Raw genomic sequence first — 17,169 nt, 5'->3', positions numbered from 1 at the left:
GTCGTCGTCATCGGCCCACCCTGGGGTCGAGCAGCGGATAGATCAGGTCGGCGAGCGTGTTCATCACGATCACCGCGGCGGCGAAGACGAAGAACAGCCCCTGCACCAGCGGCAGATCGGGCACGCTCAGCGCCTGGTAGAAGAGCCCGCCGAGGCCCGGCCAGGAGAAGACCGTCTCGACCAGGATCACACCCGCGACGGTCCGGCCGAGGTTGATGAAGATCAGCGTCATCGTCGGCAGCAGCGCGTTCGGAACGGCATGGCGGCGGCGTACGAGATCGTCCCGCAGGCCCTTGGCCCGCGCGGTCGTCAGATAGTCGCTGCCCATCTCGTCGAGCAGCGCCGCGCGCGTGACGAGCAGCGTCTGCCCGTAGTCGACGGCAACCAGTGTCACGACGGGCAGGACCAGGTGATGGGCGACGTCGAGGACGTACGCGAAGCCCTGTTCGTCGCCGGACTCCATGCCGCCCGTCGGGAAGAGACCGGGGATCGGTCCGATGCCCACCGCGAAGACGATGATGAGCAGCAGCCCCAGCCAGAACGACGGGATGGAGTAGAGGGTCAGCGCAAGACCGGTGTTGAGCCGGTCGCCGAGCCGGCCGTTGCGCCAGGCCGCACGCGTGCCGAGGAAGATGCCGAGCGCCGTGTAGAGCACGAACGCGGTGCCCGTGAGCAGCAGCGTGTTCGGCAGGGCCTCGGTGATCTTGTCGATGACGGGCGCCCGGAACTGGTACGACGTACCGAGATCGCCTGTCAGCGCCTTGCCGCAGTAGTCCGTGAACTGCTGCCACATGGGCAGATCGAGCCCGAACTCCCGGCGGTACGCGGCGAGTTGCTCGGCCGAGACCTGACGTCCGCCGGTCATGAACTTCACCGGGTCGCCGGGGATCAGCCGGAAGAGGAAGAAGCTAGTGACGAGGACGGCGAGCAGCGAGACGGCCGCGCCGCCCAGCTTGCCCGCCACGTACCGCGGATATCCGGCGGTGGTGCGCGCCCGCGGTCCGCGGGCCCCCGGTCCGGCGGAGGCCGGTCCGGCGGAGGCCGGACCGGCGGTCTTCCCGACCAGCGGGGGTGTCGCTTCAGCGGTCATGAACGGTTCTCAACTCTCGGCCACTCCCGACTGGCTGGCTGTGCGCGGTACCGGGCCGCTACTCGCGGTCCTCGGCGGTGGCGCGGTGGCGCCGCGCGAAGAACACCCCGAGACCCGCCAGGACGACGACACCCGCGACGATGCCGATGATGACGCCTGTCTGGCTGGAGTCGTCGGAGGACTCGCTGACGGCGGCCGGAGTCGCCGACCACCAGCTCCAGTAGCCGTCCTGGCCGTAGATGTTGCCCGCGGCCTCCGGCATCTTCGTGATCGACGCGATCTGGTCGGTGCGGTAGGCCTCGACCGCGTTCGGGTACGCCATGACGTTCATGTACCCGGTGTCGTACAGCCGCGACTCCATCCGCTTGACGATCTCCGCCCGTTTGGCGGGGTCGTACTCGGCGAGCTGCTGCGCGTACAGCTCGTCGAACTTCTTGTCGCAGATGAAGTTGTCGGTCGCGCCGATGTCCTTCGGCGTCGCCGGGAGCGCGGAGCAGGTGTGGATGGAGAGGACGAAGTCGGGGTCGGGGTTGACCGACCAGCCGTCGAAGGCGAGGTCGTACTCGCCGGCCAGCCAGGGATCGCTCACGTTGTCCCGGCAGTCGAGCTCGACCCCGATGCCGAGCTCGCCCCACCACTCCTGCAGGTACTTGCCGACCGCCTTGTCGTTCGGGTCGGTGGCGTGGCACAGGACGCGGTAGTCGATCGGCTTGCCGTCCTTGCCGACGCGCTTGCCGTCACCGTTCTTCTTGTAGCCCGCCTCGTCCAGGAGCCGGCCCGCCTTCGCGGGGTCGTACGCGAGCTTCTGGCCGTCCGACGGCTTCCAGAAGTACGTCGAGAAGCGCGGCGGGATGTAGCCCTCGCCCTCGACGGCGTGGCCCTGGAAGACCTTTTCGATGACGGTCTTGCGGTCCACGGCCATGAACAGGGCCTGACGGACCTTCTGGTCGAGCAGCGACTCGTGGCCGTCACCGAACTTCTCGCCGTCCTTGGCCTTCGCGCCCGGGTTGGTCGCGAGCGCGTAGAAGCGGCGGCCGGGGGCATCGTTGACCTGGATGTTCTTGTCACCCTTGAGAGACGCGGCCTGGGCCGACGTCAGCGCGGGCGAGCCCGCGACGAAGGAGACCTCGCCCTTGCGCAGCGCGGAGACCGCGGCGTCCTGGTCCTTGTAGTACCTGAACACCAGCTCGTCGAACTTCGGGGCCCCGCGCCAGAACGACTTGTTGGGCTTCAGCCGTACGTAACTGTCGGCCTTGTAGCCGGTGAGGACGAACGGGCCGTTGCCGACGACCGGGAAGGACTTGTCGTTGTTGAACTTCGAGAAGTCGTCGACCTTCTCCCAGACGTGCTTCGGCACGATCGGCACGTCCAGCGCGGCCATGGTGGCCTGCGGCTTCTTCAGCTCGACGACGAGCTTGGTGGGGCTGGGGGCGGTGACCCTCCTGAAGTTCGAGACGAAGTTGCCGTTCGCGGTGGCCGCGCCTTCGTCGGTCATCATCTTGTTGAACGTCCACGCCGCGTCCTCGGCGGTGGCCTGTTTGCCGTCGGACCACTTGGAGTTGTCGCGGATGGTGTAGGTCCAGGTGAGCTTGTCGGCGGACGGCTCCCACTTGGTGGCGAGGCCCGGGATCGCGTGGTTGTCCTTCGCGGAGTAGTTGGTCAGGTACTCGTACGTGAGGCGGAAGATACTCGTACTGACCAGCCGCTGAGCCAGGAACGGGCTCAGCGAGTCGACGCTCTGCGCCACCGCGACCGTGAGGACCTTCTTGCCGTCCGCCTCGGCCTGCTGGGGCGCCGGATTGAGCGGCGTCACGAGACCGACCGTGAGGGTGAGGGCTGCCGCACCGGCGGCCGCGAGGAGGCGGAGGACGGTGCCTCTCGCGCCGTACTGGTCGTGTGTGTCCATGGGTCGCTGACCTCGCGTCATCACTCGCACGGAGAAGGGCTGTTGCACTGCTCGGACCGGTGACCGCGGCCGGGCCGATGTGAGTGTCTATCAGCGCTGGTCGGCACGCGTCAACGGCCCGGGAACCCCGTGTGGCCTGCGGAAATAACGAGTTGACGCGGATTTCACGGCCATTGGTTCAGACCGGTGAAGGGGCCCTGGTCGGAGCGTGGCGGCGGGGAATGTGGCTGGTGTGCAGGCGTTTTGGGCCGGGACGGGCGGGGCGCTTCCGGAAGGTGTCCGGGGGTACGCGAAGGGCCCGCGCCGTGGGATACGGGGCGGGCCCTTCGGGGTGGAACGGGAGCGGCGAGTTCGGCCGTATGGGTTACGGGTGACGCCGGTTACTGGTGGGGCGGCGGAGGCGGCGGGGTCTGACCCTGGGGGGCCTGGGGGTCCTGCGCACCCTGGTCCGCCTGCGGGGGCTGGTAGGGCTGCCCCGGCTGGAACTGCTGGCCCGGAGCCGGTGCGGGGGCGTTCGGGTTGAAGGGCTGGCCGGGGGCGACCGGGGCCGGGGGCTGCTGGAAGGGGGCGCCCGGCTGGGGCTGACCGTGCTGATCGGGTTGCCGGCCCGGCTGGGCGGGGGCGGTCTGGGGCTGCCAGCCCTGGGGGGCGGCGCCGGGGTGACCCTGCTGCCCGGGCTGAGCGTGCTGCCCGGGTTGGGCGTGCTGCTGCTGAGGCGGCTGCGGGTATCCGCCGGGCTGCGGCGGGGCACCGTGCCCGTGCTGGGGCTGGGCCCCGGGCTGAGGGTACGGCTGGCCCGGGTGCTGCTGGGGCTGCTGCGGCGGATAGGGCTGACCCGGCTGCGCGGGCGGCTGGCCCTGCTGGGGGATCTGGCCCGGATACGGCTGGCCCGGCATGGGCTGGCCGGGCAGGGGCTGGCCCGGCATCGGAGGGGCCGCGACCGGCGGCGGGTTGCCGTCCGACGTCCACAGGCCCTGCGACTGCTGGTGCCGCGCGATGTCCTCGGCGACCAGCGCCGAGAGGTTGAAGTACGCCTCGCGCACCTTCGGCCGCATCATGTCGAGATTGACCTCGGCACCCGCCGCCAGATGCTCGTCGAACGGCACGACGATGACGCCCCGGCAGCGCGTCTCGAAGTGGCTGACGATGTCGTCCACCTTGATCATCTTGCCGGTCTCACGCACCCCGGAGATGACGGTCAGGGACCGCGACACCAGATCCGCGTACCCGTGCGCCGACAGCCAGTCCAGCGTCGTACTGGCACTGCTGGCACCGTCGACCGACGGCGTCGAGATGATGATGAGCTGGTCGGCCAGGTCGAGTACGCCGCGCATGGCGCTGTAGAGCAGACCCGTACCCGAGTCCGTGAGGATGATCGGGTACTGCTTGCCGAGCACGTCGATCGCGCGTCGGTAGTCCTCGTCGTTGAACGTCGTGGACACGGCCGGGTCGACGTCGTTGGCGATGATCTCCAGCCCGGAGGGCGCCTGCGACGTGAACCGCCGGATGTCCATGTACGAGTTGAGGTACGGGATCGCCTGGACGAGGTCACGGATCGTGGCCCCGGTCTCCCGGCGCACACGGCGGCCGAGCGTACCGGCGTCCGGGTTGGCGTCGATGGCGAGGATCTTGTCCTGCCGCTCCGTGGCGAGCGTGGCGCCGAGCGCGGTGGTCGTGGTCGTCTTGCCCACACCGCCCTTGAGGCTGATCACGGCGATCCGGTAGCACGACAGCACCGGCGTGCGGATCAGTTCGAGCTTCCGCTGCCGCTCGGCCTCCTCCTTCTTCCCACCGAGCTTGAACCGGGAGGAACCGGCGGCGGGCCGACCGCTCTTCGCCTTCTGCTTCTTGTTGTTGAGCAGCCGGTCCGACGACAGCTCCACGGCCGCCGTGTAGCCGAGCGGCGCCCCCGGATTGGTCGGCTGCCGCTGATCGTGCTGCACGGGCTGCGGCCAGGCGGTGCCGGTACGGGGGTCGACGGGGGGCTGCTGCCCGGGCTGGTGCTGCGGCTGCTGGCCCTGGGGCTGGTGACCCTGCGGCTGGTGTGCCTGGGGCTGCGGCTGATGGGCCTGCGGCTGAGGTACGCCGGGCTGGCCGGCGCCGGCGTTCGGCTGATGCGGTACGGGCTGCTGGTGGGGCTGGCCCTGCTGGGGGAGCGGCTGACCGGCGGGCGGCTGCGCGACGGGCGGCTGCGCGACGGGCGGGTGAGGCGCGGGTGGCTGCGGGGCCGGGGCCTGGGCCTGGGGTGCTGGGGCCTGCGGTGCAGGAGCCGGGGCCTGGGCGGCGGGCGACTGCGGGAACCCGTAACCGCCCGGCTGAGCAGGCGGGTTGGGCGTTCCGGGCGGCGGGAATCCGTAGCCCGATCCGGCTCCGGCCGGCTGGTTGGGCACGTGCGGCGGCGCGGGGTTCGCGGCGGGCGCGGCGCCGGGCTGCGGGAATCCGTATCCGGGCTGCGGACCGGGCGCGTTGGGCGCGCTCGGGGCAGGGGCTCCCGGTGGGGGGAACCCGTAGCCGGCGGGCGGCTGCGCAGGCGCGCTGGGCCCGCTCTGAGCCGGAGCGCCAGGCTGCGGGAACCCGTAACCGGGAGCCTGCGCCGGGGCGTTCGGTGTCACAGGAGCGGGCTCGGCCGGAGCGGGCTGAGCAGGGGCGGGCTGATGGGGCGGTGTGGGAAGGCCCGGCTGCGGGAGGCCGTACCCGTCCTGGGGCGCCTGGGGTGCCGGAGGAGTGGGCTGGGCAGCGGCGGGGCCGGACTGCGGGAAGCCATAGCCGCCTTGGGGCGCCGGGGCCGGATTCTGCTGGGCAGGCGCAGGTGCAGGTGCGGGATCCTGAGCCGGAGGCGCGGTGGTGGGTCCGGGCTGCGGGAAGCCGGGAACGGCCTGCGCCGCCGGGGCCGTACCGGGGACGCTGTCCTGGGGCTCCGGAGTCGTACGGGGGATGCTGTCCTGCGGACCCGGAGCCGTACCGGGAGCGCTGAACTGCGGGAATCCGTAACCGCCCGGCTGCCCGGGAGCTGCCGGAGTACCGGAGGCAGGCGCCGGAGGGGGTACGTCGGCGGCGGGCGGCGCGGGCGGCGCGGACGCAGAGGGAGTACCGGCCGCGGCCGGCGTACCAGGCGCGGGCCAGGCGGGCGGGGAAGGCTGTGGAGCCTGCGGCTGGAAGGGCGGCTGACCCTGCGGCGGTACGGACGGCTGAGCCGGAGCCTCCGCCGACGGCTGCCCACCCTCACTCTCCGCGGACGCGGGCCACTGAGCGGCCGAAGCAGGCGCGGCAGGCTGGTACGAGGGCGGCAACGGCGGAAGCCCGCCCTGCGGCACCGGCGGCGGAGCCCACGCGGGAGGCGCGTCCTGCACGGCGTCGGCCACGTCCGCGGCGGGCTCGGGCACTACGTCCTGAGGCTCCGCATCCTGGGGTTCGGCGTCTTGCGGCTCGGCGTCCTGAGGCTCGGCCCGGCTCGCGGGCGGGGCATCCTCAGGCTCCGAGTCCGAGTCCGAATCCGCGGCCGTCTCCGGGGCCGCATCCCTCGGCTCAGCATCCTGGGGCTCGGCGTCCGCCACGGAGACGGCATCGCTGACGTCAGCGGAGTCCTCGGCGTCGACGTCAACCTGATGCAACTCGACGACCCCCGCGGAATCGTCATCGTCCGCGACGGCGTCCTTGTCCTCGTCGGTCGTGGCGGTCACGTCAGCCGTTTCGATCTCGTCCGACGCGTCGGACGGACCGGAAGCCGCGGCCACACCCTCCGAGGCTGCCACCTCGGCTCCTTCGTCAACGCCATCCACGTCGTCGACGTCGTCCACGCCGTCGTCGTCCTCGGACTCGCGCCCGAACGCCACCTCGACGACCTCCGCGTCGACACCCGCATCGAAGGCTTCGTCGGCGGTCTCGTCGGCGGTCTCGTCCGAATTCGGGACGTCGGCCTCGGTCTCGGTCTCGCTCTCGGCCTCGGCGTCAGCGTCGGCGACCTCGCCCGAAGCCGCGGCCCGCTCCGAGACCTCCCGCTTCACAGCGACAGCGGAGATCCGCATGGTGGCGCCACTCTCGATGTCCCCGCTGTCTTGCTCGATCTCGTCCGGAGGCGCCACCGGCGGACCCTGGAGGTTCGGCAGATTCGGCAGACCGGCCGGACCCGCAGAGGGCGGGACAGGAGCCGGGGCCTGAGGCTCGAACCCACTCCCCACAGGCAACCGCGGAACGGCACCCGGACCACCGTCAGGAGCAGAGGGGGGAACAGGCATGGGAGAAACAGGAGCGGAGGGTGGCACAGCGGCAGGCGGAGCGAAAGGAGCCCCAGGAGCGAAACTGGGCACGGAAGCCGGCGAAACCGCGGGCGCCTCGGGTGCCGCCGCAGCCGCTGTCCCGTCCCCCTTCTCCGCCTGGTTCGCCGCGCCGGCCCTGCCGGACCCGTCGGATCCCTCGGACCCGTCCGAGGCCTCCGCCTCGTCCGACTCCTCCTCGACCGGAGCCGACGAAGCCCCATCCGAACTCCCCGACGCGTTCTGCGTGTACCAGGCGGGAGGGGCGTAGTCGATGGTGAACTCGCCCGTCGTCTCGACGGCGGACTCCGCGTCGGACTGGTCATCGCCGGGTGTGGCCCAGCCCCCGCGGATCCCGTCCCGATCGCTGTTCACAATTCCTCCTGGTGTGGTCGAGCACCCTCATACCGAGCTGGGGCGACCGTTCCGATCGTCCGAGGCCGTCCATCGCGCCCCGGCTCCCCCTGTGTGACGCGGCGGTCCCGTCCCCGGGTTCTGCTGCCGCGCCCACCCCAGCCTAATCACCACAACCACCCCCACGGCAGGCCCGTCCACCCCTCCGGTCCCACCCACTGCGTCACACCCTGCCCAGAAGTGACGTATGAACGGCCTTGTACGGACGGCAAAGTGGACAAAATCGCGCTTAAGGAGCGCTCCTGCGCCCCACCGTGCAGCACTCGGACACAACAGGGCGGCACCCCGACACAACAAAGGGGACCGGTGGCATACAAGCCACCGGTCCCTCGCGCGCTCGAAGGCGACTGCCCAGCCGCTCCGCTACTCCGCCGAAACCCCGCCGTTGTGCGGCGCCGGCTCCAGATCGAACTCCCCGTCCCGAGCCCCCAGCACGAAGGCCCGCCACTCCGCCTCCGTGTACCGCAGCACGGTGTCCGGGTCGAGGGACGACCGCATGGCCACCGCGCCCCCGGGCAGGTACGCGATCTCGACCCGCTCCTCGTGTTCCTCCGTACCCGGCGCGCTCTGCCATTCGACGTCCGAGATGTCGAGGGCGTAGAGCTCGTCCTTCTCCCGCTCCTTGCGCGCCTTGACGTCCTTGTCCTCTGCCTCGGCCATGACGAAGCGACCCCTTCCCCGCGTACGCGTCCGGCGTCGGTCCCGACCGGACGAACGACCTGTCGCGTCACCCTACTGGGACCGCCCCTGGCCTCCCCGGACTCCAGGAACCCCGGTAAGTGGGACCCCCACCCCCTGGTACGCTGTGTGACGGCCGTATGTGTACGCACCCCCGGACCGCCCCTCAAGGGCCCTGGAGGACGCGCCCAGCGGATCCCCGCCTCCCGAGTTACGGAAGCTCCCCTGAGATGTGGACCAGGGGCACTCGGTGGCTACTCAAAGACTACGAGGAGTACGCGTGTCGCTCGACGCCGCTACGAAGAAGCAGCTCATCACCGAGTTCGGTCAGAAGGAGGGCGACACCGGCTCCCCCGAGGTCCAGGTCGCGATGCTCTCGCGCCGTATCTCGGACCTGACCGAGCACCTCAAGACCCACAAGCACGACCACCACTCCCGTCGTGGTCTGCTCATCCTGGTCGGTCAGCGCCGTCGCCTCCTGCAGTACCTGGCGAAGAAGGACATCCAGCGCTTCCGTGCGCTGGTCGACCGCCTGGGCATCCGCCGCGGTGCGGCGGGCGCCAAGTAAGACGCCGTGAAGGGAGCGGTTCCCACTCTTAGGGGGCCGCTCCCTTTGCTGTACGTGCGGAGTGTCACCGCACCTTTGTAGTGTGGTAGCACAACGCAATACCACGAGGATGAAGTGCACCTCGCCGCCGCCGGTCCTCGGTAGTGGCTCCCGGGCGATGCGAACCCCGGGTGCTTCGATCGAAGACCGGCCCGCACCAGAAGGCGCGCTTCTCCGCAGAAGCGTCCCCCTGCCACACGGGCAGGACGGGACGAAAGACGAAAAGTATCGGAGAAAACGCTAGTGGAGAACGAGACCCACTACGCCGAGGCCGTTATCGACAACGGATCCTTCGGCACCCGCACCATCCGCTTCGAGACGGGCCGTCTGGCCAAGCAGGCCGCCGGCTCCGCCGTGGCGTACCTGGACGACGACACCATGGTGCTGTCGGCCACCACCGCTTCCAAGAAGCCCAAGGAGAATCTCGACTTCTTCCCCCTCACGGTGGACGTCGAGGAGCGTATGTACGCGGCCGGGAAGATCCCCGGTTCCTTCTTCCGTCGTGAGGGCCGGCCCTCCGAGGACGCGATCCTCACCTGCCGCCTGATCGACCGCCCGCTGCGCCCGTCCTTCAAGAAGGGCCTGCGCAACGAGATCCAGGTCGTCGCCACGATCATGGCGCTCAACCCCGACCACCTGTACGACGTCGTGGCGATCAACGCCGCCTCCGCGTCCACGCAGCTGGCCGGTCTGCCCTTCTCCGGCCCGATCGGCGGCGTCCGCGTCGCGCTGATCAACGGCCAGTGGGTCGCGTTCCCGACGCACACCGAGCTCGAGGACGCCGTCTTCGACATGGTCGTCGCCGGCCGTGTCCTGGAGGACGGCGACGTCGCGATCATGATGGTCGAGGCCGAGGCCACCGAGAAGACCATCGCGCTGGTCGCGGGCGGCGCCGAGGCGCCGACCGAGGAGATCGTCGCCTCCGGTCTGGACGCCGCGAAGCCCTTCATCAAGGTGCTCTGCAAGGCCCAGGCCGACCTCGCCGCCAAGGCCGCCAAGCCCACCGGCGAGTTCCCGGTCTTCCTCGACTACCAGGACGACGTCCTGGAGGCCCTGACCGCCGCGGTCAAGAGCGAGCTCTCCCAGGCGCTCACCATCGCCGGCAAGCAGGACCGCGAGGCCGAGCTGGACCGCATCAAGGAGATCGCCGCCGAGAAGCTGCTCCCGCAGTTCGAGGGCCGCGAGAAGGAGATCTCCGCCGCGTACCGCTCGCTGACCAAGTCCCTGGTCCGTGAGCGCGTCATCACGGACAAGGTCCGCATCGACGGCCGCGGCGTCACGGACATCCGTACGCTCGCCGCCGAGGTCGAGGCCATCCCGCGCGTGCACGGCTCGGCGCTGTTCGAGCGTGGCGAGACCCAGATCCTGGGCGTCACCACCCTCAACATGCTCCGGATGGAGCAGCAGCTGGACACCCTTTCCCCGGTGACCCGCAAGCGCTACATGCACAACTACAACTTCCCGCCCTACTCCGTGGGCGAGACCGGCCGCGTCGGTTCCCCGAAGCGCCGCGAGATCGGCCACGGCGCGCTCGCCGAGCGCGCGATCGTCCCGGTCCTGCCCTCGCGCGAGGACTTCCCGTACGCGATCCGTCAGGTGTCCGAGGCCCTCGGCTCCAACGGCTCGACGTCCATGGGCTCGGTGTGCGCCTCCACCATGTCGCTGCTGAACGCCGGTGTGCCGCTGAAGGCCCCCGTCGCCGGTATCGCCATGGGCCTGATCTCCCAGGAGATCAACGGCGAGACGCACTACGTCGCCCTCACCGACATCCTCGGTGCGGAGGACGCCTTCGGCGACATGGACTTCAAGGTCGCCGGCACCAAGGAGTTCGTGACCGCCCTCCAGCTCGACACCAAGCTGGACGGCATCCCGGCCTCCGTCCTGGCCGCGGCCCTCAAGCAGGCCCGTGACGCCCGCCTCCACATCCTCGACGTGATGATGGAAGCGATCGACACGCCGGACGAGATGTCCCCGAACGCCCCGCGGATCATCACGGTCAAGATCCCCGTGGACAAGATCGGTGAGGTCATCGGCCCGAAGGGCAAGATGATCAACCAGATCCAGGAGGACACCGGCGCCGACATCACGATCGAGGACGACGGCACCATCTACATCGGTGCCGCCCAGGGCTCGCAGGCCGAGGCCGCCCGCGCCACGATCAACGGCATCGCGAACCCGACCATGCCGGAGGTCGGCGAGCGCTACCTGGGCACCGTCGTGAAGACGACGACCTTCGGTGCGTTCGTGTCGCTGCTCCCGGGCAAGGACGGTCTGCTGCACATCTCGCAGATCCGCAAGCTCGCCGGCGGCAAGCGCGTGGAGAACGTCGAGGACGTGGTCGGCGTGGGCTCCAAGGTCCAGGTCGAGATCGCCGAGATCGACTCCCGCGGCAAGCTCTCCCTGATCCCCGTGATCGAGGGCGAAGGCGACGATGAGAAGAAGGACGACACCGACAAGTGACGTCGAGTAGCTCCACGGCGACGGCCCGCACCTCCTCGGAGGCGCGGGCCGTCGCCCGTACCCAAACCCTGATCAAGGGCGAGAACGGCATCGGTACGGTCCGCAAGACCACCCTCCCCGGAGGTCTGCGCATAGTCACCGAGACCCTGCCCTCCGTGCGCTCCGCCACCTTCGGCATCTGGGCGCACGTCGGCTCGCGCGACGAGACGCCGGCTCTGAACGGCGCCACGCACTACCTGGAACACCTCCTCTTCAAGGGCACGCAGAAGCGCAGCGCCCTGGACATCTCCTCCGCGATCGACGCGGTCGGCGGCGAGATGAACGCGTTCACGGCGAAGGAGTACACGTGCTACTACGCACGCGTGCTCGACACCGACCTCCCGCTCGCCATCGACGTCGTCTGCGACATGCTCACGGGCTCGCTGATCCTCGAAGAGGACGTGAACGTCGAGCGGGGCGCGATCCTCGAAGAGATCGCCATGACGGAGGACGACCCGGGCGACTGCGTGCACGACCTGTTCGCGCACACCATGCTCGGCGACACCCCTCTCGGCCGCCCGGTCCTCGGCACGGTCGACACCGTCAACGCCCTCACCGCGGACCGCATCCGCCGCTTCTACAAGAAGCACTACGACCCGACCCACCTCGTGGTCGCCGCCGCCGGCAACGTCGACCACAACAAGGTCGTACGCCAGGTCCGCGCCGCCTTCGAGAAGTCGGGCGCCCTCAGGCAGCCGGACGCGACCCCGATCGCCCCGCGCGACGGCTCCCGCTCCATCCGTACGGCGGGCCGCGTCGAGCTCCTCGGCCGCAAGACCGAGCAGGCCCACGTCGTCCTCGGCATGCCCGGCCTCGCCCGCACGGACGAGCGCCGCTGGGCCCTGGGCGTCCTGAACACCGCGCTGGGCGGCGGCATGTCATCCCGCCTCTTCCAGGAGGTCCGCGAGAAGCGCGGCCTCGCCTACAGCGTGTACTCGTACACCTCGGGCTTCGCCGACTGCGGCCTCTTCGGCGTGTACGCGGGCTGCCGGCCCAGCCAGGTCCACGACGTGCTGAAGATCTGCCGCGACGAACTCGACCAGGTCGCCGAGCACGGTTTGTCGGACGACGAGATCGGCCGCGCCATCGGCCAGCTCCGCGGCTCCACGGTCCTCGGCCTGGAGGACACGGGCGCGCTGATGAACCGTATCGGCAAGAGCGAGCTGTGCTGGGGCGAGCAGATGTCCGTCGACGACATGCTCGGCCGGATCGCGTCGGTCACCCCGGACGACGTACGGGAGGTGGCCCGCGAGATCCTGGGACAGCGGCCCTCGCTGTCGGTCATCGGCCCGCTGAAGGACAAACAGGCTTCCCGTCTGCACGAAGCGGTCGCGTAACCCCCGAATCCGGTAAGGAAGCAAGAAGATGAGCAAGCTGCGCGTGGCGGTCCTCGGTGCCAAGGGCCGCATCGGATCCGAGGCGGTACGAGCCGTCGAGGCGGCCGAGGACCTGGAGCTGGTGGCCGCCCTCGGCCGCGACGACAAACTGGAGACGCTGGTGGACGCCGGCGCCCAGGTCGTCGTCGAACTGACCACACCCGCCTCGGTCATGGGCAACCTCGACTTCTGCGTCCGCCACGGCATCCACGCCGTGGTCGGTACGACGGGCTGGACCGACGAGCGCCTCGCGCAGCTGAACACCTCGCTCGCCGCCTCACCGGAGACGGGCGTGCTCATCGCCCCGAACTTCTCCATCGGCGCCGTTCTCACGATGAAGTTCGCGGAGGTGGCCGCGCCGTACTTCGAGTCCGTCGAGGTCATCGAGCTGCACCACCCGAACAAGGTGGACGCCCCGAGCGGCACCGCCCACCGCACCGCCCAGCTCATCGCAGCCGCCCGTCAGCGCTCGGGCAGCGCCGCGCAGCCCGACGCCACGGTCACGGCCCTGGACGGTGCCCGCGGCGCGGACGTCGACGGCGTCCCGGTGCACTCGGTGCGCCTGCGCGGGCTGCTGGCCCACCAGGAGGTGCTGCTCGGCGCCGAGGGCGAGACCCTCACCGTCCGCCACGACTCCCTCCACCACAGCAGCTTCATGCCGGGCATCCTGCTCGGCGTGCGCCGCGTCGTGGACACCCCGGGCCTCACCTTCGGCCTGGAACACTTCCTGGATCTGAAGTAACCGTCATGGGCGCGAAGATCACATACGCCGTCACGGCCGCCGTCCTGGTCGTCTACTTCGTCCTGGTCGGCAGCCGCGGAGTGATGCTCATACAGAGCGGCACCCTGCTCACCGTCACCTTCGGCGTGGCCGTCCTCATCCTGCCGGTGATCGGCGTCTGGTTCCTCTGGAAGAACACCCAGTTCGTCCAGAGGGCCAACCGGCTCGCCGCTGAGCTCGACGCCGAAGGCGGCCTGCCCGTCGACGAGTTGAAGCGCACCCCGGCCGGCCGGATCGACCGCGACTCGGCCGACGAGGTCTTCGCCATGCGCAAGGCCGAGACCGAGGACGCCCCCGACGACTGGCGCAGCTGGTTCCGGCTGGCCATCGCCTACCACGACGCCCGTGACACCCCCCGGGCCCGCAAGGCGATGCAGCACGCGATCGCCCTGCACGACGGGAAACCCGTACGGGCCTGAGGCACGGAGACGTACACAGACACGGCGAAGGGGCCGGTCCGCACCCGCGGACCGGCCCCTTCGCCGTGCTGACTGTCTGTGTGTGTCGACGGTCAGGCGTGCCCGCTGTACTCGTCCGCCCACACCTCGACGCCGTCCGCGGCCCGGTCGAACGCATCGGGGCGTCCGAGGAAGTCCGCGTTGTGCGTGGTCAGCAGCTGTGTGGGCTCGGCACCCGAGCGGTCACCGCTGACGAGGACGAGCGCCTGCCCCTGCACCGTGCGCGGCAGCCCGAGCCAGCGCACCGGCTGCTGGACCGTCCGCACCGCCTGGACCTTCGCCCAGGGGGTCGTGCTCGTGAGCAGGAAACGGACCCGGCGCAGCCCGTACGCGCTCACCCACGCGCCCATACGCAACAGCCGCAGGGCACACACGATGACGAGCGCCGCGAGCCCCAGGAAGACCGCGCCACCGGACCGGTTGCCGGCCGCCGCGACGATGACCGCCGCGAACAGCACGTACGACGCGAGCAGCAGAAGAAGCGCCGCCGCGGCGACGCGCCACGGTCCGGGCCGGTAGGGGCGTCGCCACTGGTCGCGGTCGTCGAACGGCAGCGCGAGATCCTCGCCCGCCTCGTCGAAAGCGCGATCGGCGGTCAGAAAGGGCAGGGGCACGACTGATCCTCACTCAATCCACGCATGGACTATGCCCGGTGAGGCTACCTAGCGGGATCTCCGGTCACCACCCTCGGGGGTCCATGGGGGTGCTCCCAGGCCATCCGGGCAGTGGGGAGGGTCAACGGCCCTGCGACGCGTCCGACTGTTGCGTATGTGCAGGTGAGGTGCCGGCCGACAGGGCGGGCGTCCCTATGAGCAGGGAGCCCACGAGGCCCGCGACCACGGTGAGGCCCATGAGCCATCGGCCCGCCAGCTCACCGGCGGAGGCCCGCTGGCGCGGTGGGGGAGTGACATTGCTGCGGAACCTGTCGGCTTCGGCGATGAAGGCGAACGGAACGGGCTCGCGCCGACGAAACATGAAGTGCGCTTCTCCTCTGGAGGCTCGAACGGGATCTGACGGAACAGGCGACTCGAACGAATCGCTGTCACCAATACAGACGAGCGAGAGCCCCAATTGGTGCCCGGTTTCACCGACTTCGCAGAAGTTCGGCGAAGAATGTCGCGGCACGGCACCGAACGCCCCGTTGTCAGTGCCTGGCCGTAGAGTGGACGCCGCCCGAGCCAGTGATGGGAAGGACCCTCCAAGCCGTGACCGACACACCCGCCGACGACCTCAAGCCCAGCTTCCACAGCGATGTCACCGTCGAGCTGGTCAAGCACACCGCCTCCGACTCCGACGTGCTGTTCGCCGCCCGTGTCTCGACGGTCGGGGAGCAGTCCCTGGACGAGCTGAAGAAGGACCCGGAGCGTTCAAAGGGCCTGATCAACTACCTGATGCGGGACCGGCACGGCAGCCCCTTCGAGCACAACTCGATGACGTTCTTCATCAACGCCCCGATCTTCGTCTTCCGCGAGTTCATGCGCCACCGCGTCGGCTGGTCGTACAACGAGGAGTCGGGCCGGTACAGGGAGCTCCAGCCGGTCTTCTACGTCCCGGGTGAGTCCCGCAAGCTGGTCCAGGAGGGCCGCCCCGGCAAGTACGTCTTCGTGGAGGGCACCCAGGCCCAGCAGGAGCTGACTGGCCGTGTCATGGAGGACTCCTACCGCCAGGCGTACGAGGCGTACCAGGAGATGCTCGCCGCAGGCGTGGCCCGCGAGGTAGCCCGTGCGGTCCTCCCGGTCGGTCTCTTCTCGTCGATGTACGCGACGTGCAACGCCCGCTCGCTGATGCACTTCCTCGGCCTGCGCACCCAGCACGAGCTGGCGAAGGTCCCGTCCTTCCCCCAGCGGGAGATCGAGATGGTCGGCGAGAAGATGGAGGCGGAATGGGCCCGGCTCATGCCCCTCACGTACGCCGCCTTCAATGCCAACGGGCGCGTGGCGCCGTAGCGCACCTCCGTCACCCGGTCGGGCACATGTGTACGGGTCAACCATGCGAAGTGTCCGTATTGCGGCATTTCGAGAAGTTCATCTAGCCTGATCAAACGGACCCGGCACTGCTTGAACCCCCGAGCAGGCAGTGCCGGGCTCCTCTTTTGTCATGACTTGTCGCCGCCCCCGAGGGCAGACCGCACGTTGAGCAGCGAGTAGCGTGTTACCCATGGCTCCGACCTCCACTCCGCAGACCCCCTTCGGGCGGGTCCTCACCGCCATGGTCACGCCCTTCGCGGCGGACGGCGCACTCGACCTCGACGGCGCTCAGCGGCTCGCCACCCACCTGGTGGACGCAGGCAACGACGGCCTGATCGTCAACGGCACCACCGGCGAGTCCCCGACCACCAGCAACGCGGAGAAAGCGGATCTCGTACGAGCCGTACTGGAGGCGGTCGGCGACCGCGCCCACGTCGTCGCGGGCGTCGGCACGAACGACACGCGCCACAGCATCGAGCTCGCCCGGTCGGCCGAGAAGGTCGGCGCGCACGGTCTCCTGACCGTCACGCCGTACTACAACAAGCCCCCGCAGGAGGGCCTGTACCAGCACTTCAAGGTCATCGCCGACGCGACGGAACTTCCGGTGATGCTCTACGACATCCCCGGCCGCAGCGGTGTCCCGATCAACACGGAAACGCTGGTGCGGCTGGCCGAGCACCCGCGTATCGTCGCCAACAAGGACGCCAAGGGTGACCTCGGCCGCGCCAGCTGGGCCATCGCCAGCTCCGGCCTCGCCTGGTACTCCGGCGACGACATGCTGAACCTGCCCCTGCTCTCCGTGGGCGCGGTCGGCTTCGTCTCCGTCGTCGGCCACGTCGTCACCCCCGAGCTGCGGGCCATGATCGACGCGTACGTCAGCGGCGACGTCCAGAAGGCCACCGAGATCCACCAGAAGCTGCTCCCGGTCTTCACCGGCATGTTCCGCACCCAGGGCGTCATGACGACCAAGGCCGCGCTCGCCCTCCAGGGCCTGCCCGCCGGACCGCTGCGTCTGCCCATGGTCGGCCTGTCACCCGAGGAGACCGCCCAGCTCAAGATCGATCTTGCCGCCGGCGGGGTACAGCTCTAACCACAGACTTCACAACTGAATACGCACGACCCGCAGGCCGGAGGGCCTGC

General features: G+C 69.9%; 14 protein-coding genes and 1 pseudogene. 8 read left to right on the top strand and 7 right to left on the bottom strand.

Annotation, left to right across the window (positions count from 1 at the left end):
• Nucleotides 1-7: 7 nt before the first annotated feature.
• The 3 genes from OG718_RS17660 to OG718_RS17650 form a co-directional block, all read right to left on the bottom strand.
• A complete protein-coding gene (locus tag OG718_RS17660; protein WP_186001311.1) occupies nt 8-1,090 on the bottom strand; it encodes an ABC transporter permease in 1,083 nt (360 codons plus the stop codon).
• Nucleotides 1,091-1,148: 58 nt separating this feature from the next.
• On the bottom strand, nt 1,149-2,996 hold the full coding sequence (locus OG718_RS17655) for an ABC transporter substrate-binding protein (RefSeq protein ID WP_143640755.1): 1,848 nt from the start codon (nt 2,994-2,996) through the stop codon (nt 1,149-1,151).
• A gap of 380 nt (nt 2,997-3,376) precedes the next feature.
• On the bottom strand, nt 3,377-7,078 hold the full coding sequence (locus OG718_RS17650; RefSeq protein WP_328847784.1) for an AAA family ATPase: 3,702 nt from the start codon (nt 7,076-7,078) through the stop codon (nt 3,377-3,379).
• Nucleotides 7,079-7,229: 151 nt separating this feature from the next.
• Here OG718_RS17650 and OG718_RS17645 point away from each other — a divergent pair, with 151 nt between their 5' ends.
• Nucleotides 7,230-7,520 carry a hypothetical protein gene (locus tag OG718_RS17645; protein WP_328848012.1) on the top strand — a complete coding sequence of 97 codons (291 nt, stop codon included), beginning with the start codon at nt 7,230-7,232 and terminating at the stop codon, nt 7,518-7,520.
• Between the two features lie 23 nt (nt 7,521-7,543).
• Here the strand turns inward: OG718_RS17645 and OG718_RS17640 are convergent.
• Together OG718_RS17640 and OG718_RS17635 are read right to left on the bottom strand one after the other, a co-directional pair.
• Nucleotides 7,544-7,624 (bottom strand): annotated as a pseudogene (locus tag OG718_RS17640) (SCO5717 family growth-regulating ATPase); the annotation flags it as partial.
• 402 nt (nt 7,625-8,026) lie between these two features.
• On the bottom strand, nt 8,027-8,323 hold the full coding sequence (locus tag OG718_RS17635) for a DUF397 domain-containing protein (protein WP_143640757.1): 297 nt from the start codon (nt 8,321-8,323) through the stop codon (nt 8,027-8,029).
• Between the two features lie 298 nt (nt 8,324-8,621).
• Between OG718_RS17635 and rpsO the strand changes: the two genes are divergently transcribed.
• The 5 genes from rpsO (at nt 8,622) to OG718_RS17610 (ending at nt 14,023) form a co-directional block, all read left to right on the top strand.
• Nucleotides 8,622-8,909, top strand: coding sequence for a 30S ribosomal protein S15 (gene rpsO, locus OG718_RS17630; RefSeq protein WP_019075416.1), 288 nt, complete (start codon nt 8,622-8,624; stop codon nt 8,907-8,909).
• Between the two features lie 282 nt (nt 8,910-9,191).
• On the top strand, nt 9,192-11,408 hold the full coding sequence (locus tag OG718_RS17625) for a polyribonucleotide nucleotidyltransferase (protein WP_143640758.1): 2,217 nt from the start codon (nt 9,192-9,194) through the stop codon (nt 11,406-11,408).
• Complete coding sequence (locus tag OG718_RS17620; protein ID WP_328844564.1) at nt 11,405-12,784, top strand: M16 family metallopeptidase; 1,380 nt, start codon at nt 11,405-11,407, stop codon at nt 12,782-12,784. Before OG718_RS17625 ends, OG718_RS17620 begins: the two co-directional genes overlap by 4 nt.
• A gap of 28 nt (nt 12,785-12,812) precedes the next feature.
• On the top strand, nt 12,813-13,565 hold the full coding sequence (gene dapB / locus OG718_RS17615) for a 4-hydroxy-tetrahydrodipicolinate reductase (RefSeq protein ID WP_143640760.1): 753 nt from the start codon (nt 12,813-12,815) through the stop codon (nt 13,563-13,565).
• A gap of 5 nt (nt 13,566-13,570) precedes the next feature.
• On the top strand, nt 13,571-14,023 hold the full coding sequence (locus OG718_RS17610) for a hypothetical protein (RefSeq protein ID WP_328844563.1): 453 nt from the start codon (nt 13,571-13,573) through the stop codon (nt 14,021-14,023).
• 92 nt (nt 14,024-14,115) lie between these two features.
• Here OG718_RS17610 and OG718_RS17605 read toward each other — a convergent pair whose 3' ends face one another.
• Entirely contained in the window at nt 14,116-14,676 is a 561-nt protein-coding gene (locus OG718_RS17605; protein ID WP_143640762.1) for a hypothetical protein, read from the bottom strand.
• Between the two features lie 121 nt (nt 14,677-14,797).
• Entirely contained in the window at nt 14,798-15,037 is a 240-nt protein-coding gene (locus OG718_RS17600; RefSeq protein ID WP_143640763.1) for a hypothetical protein, read from the bottom strand.
• A 230-nt stretch (nt 15,038-15,267) separates the two neighbouring features.
• Here OG718_RS17600 and thyX point away from each other — a divergent pair, with 230 nt between their 5' ends.
• Together thyX and dapA are read left to right on the top strand one after the other, a co-directional pair.
• Complete coding sequence (thyX, locus tag OG718_RS17595) at nt 15,268-16,008, top strand: FAD-dependent thymidylate synthase (RefSeq protein ID WP_143640764.1); 741 nt, start codon at nt 15,268-15,270, stop codon at nt 16,006-16,008.
• A gap of 211 nt (nt 16,009-16,219) precedes the next feature.
• Nucleotides 16,220-17,119: a 4-hydroxy-tetrahydrodipicolinate synthase gene (gene dapA / locus OG718_RS17590; protein WP_143640765.1), complete on the top strand. Its 900-nt coding sequence runs from the start codon at nt 16,220-16,222 to the stop codon at nt 17,117-17,119.
• The last annotated feature ends 50 nt before the right edge of the window (nt 17,120-17,169 follow it).

The sequence above is a fragment of the Streptomyces sp. NBC_00258 genome (assembly GCF_036182465.1).
In the GTDB taxonomy this organism is placed as follows: Bacteria; Actinomycetota; Actinomycetes; order Streptomycetales; family Streptomycetaceae; genus Streptomyces.
Note: the sequence above shows the minus strand (reverse complement) of the source record. Positions and strands in the feature narration are given on the sequence as shown.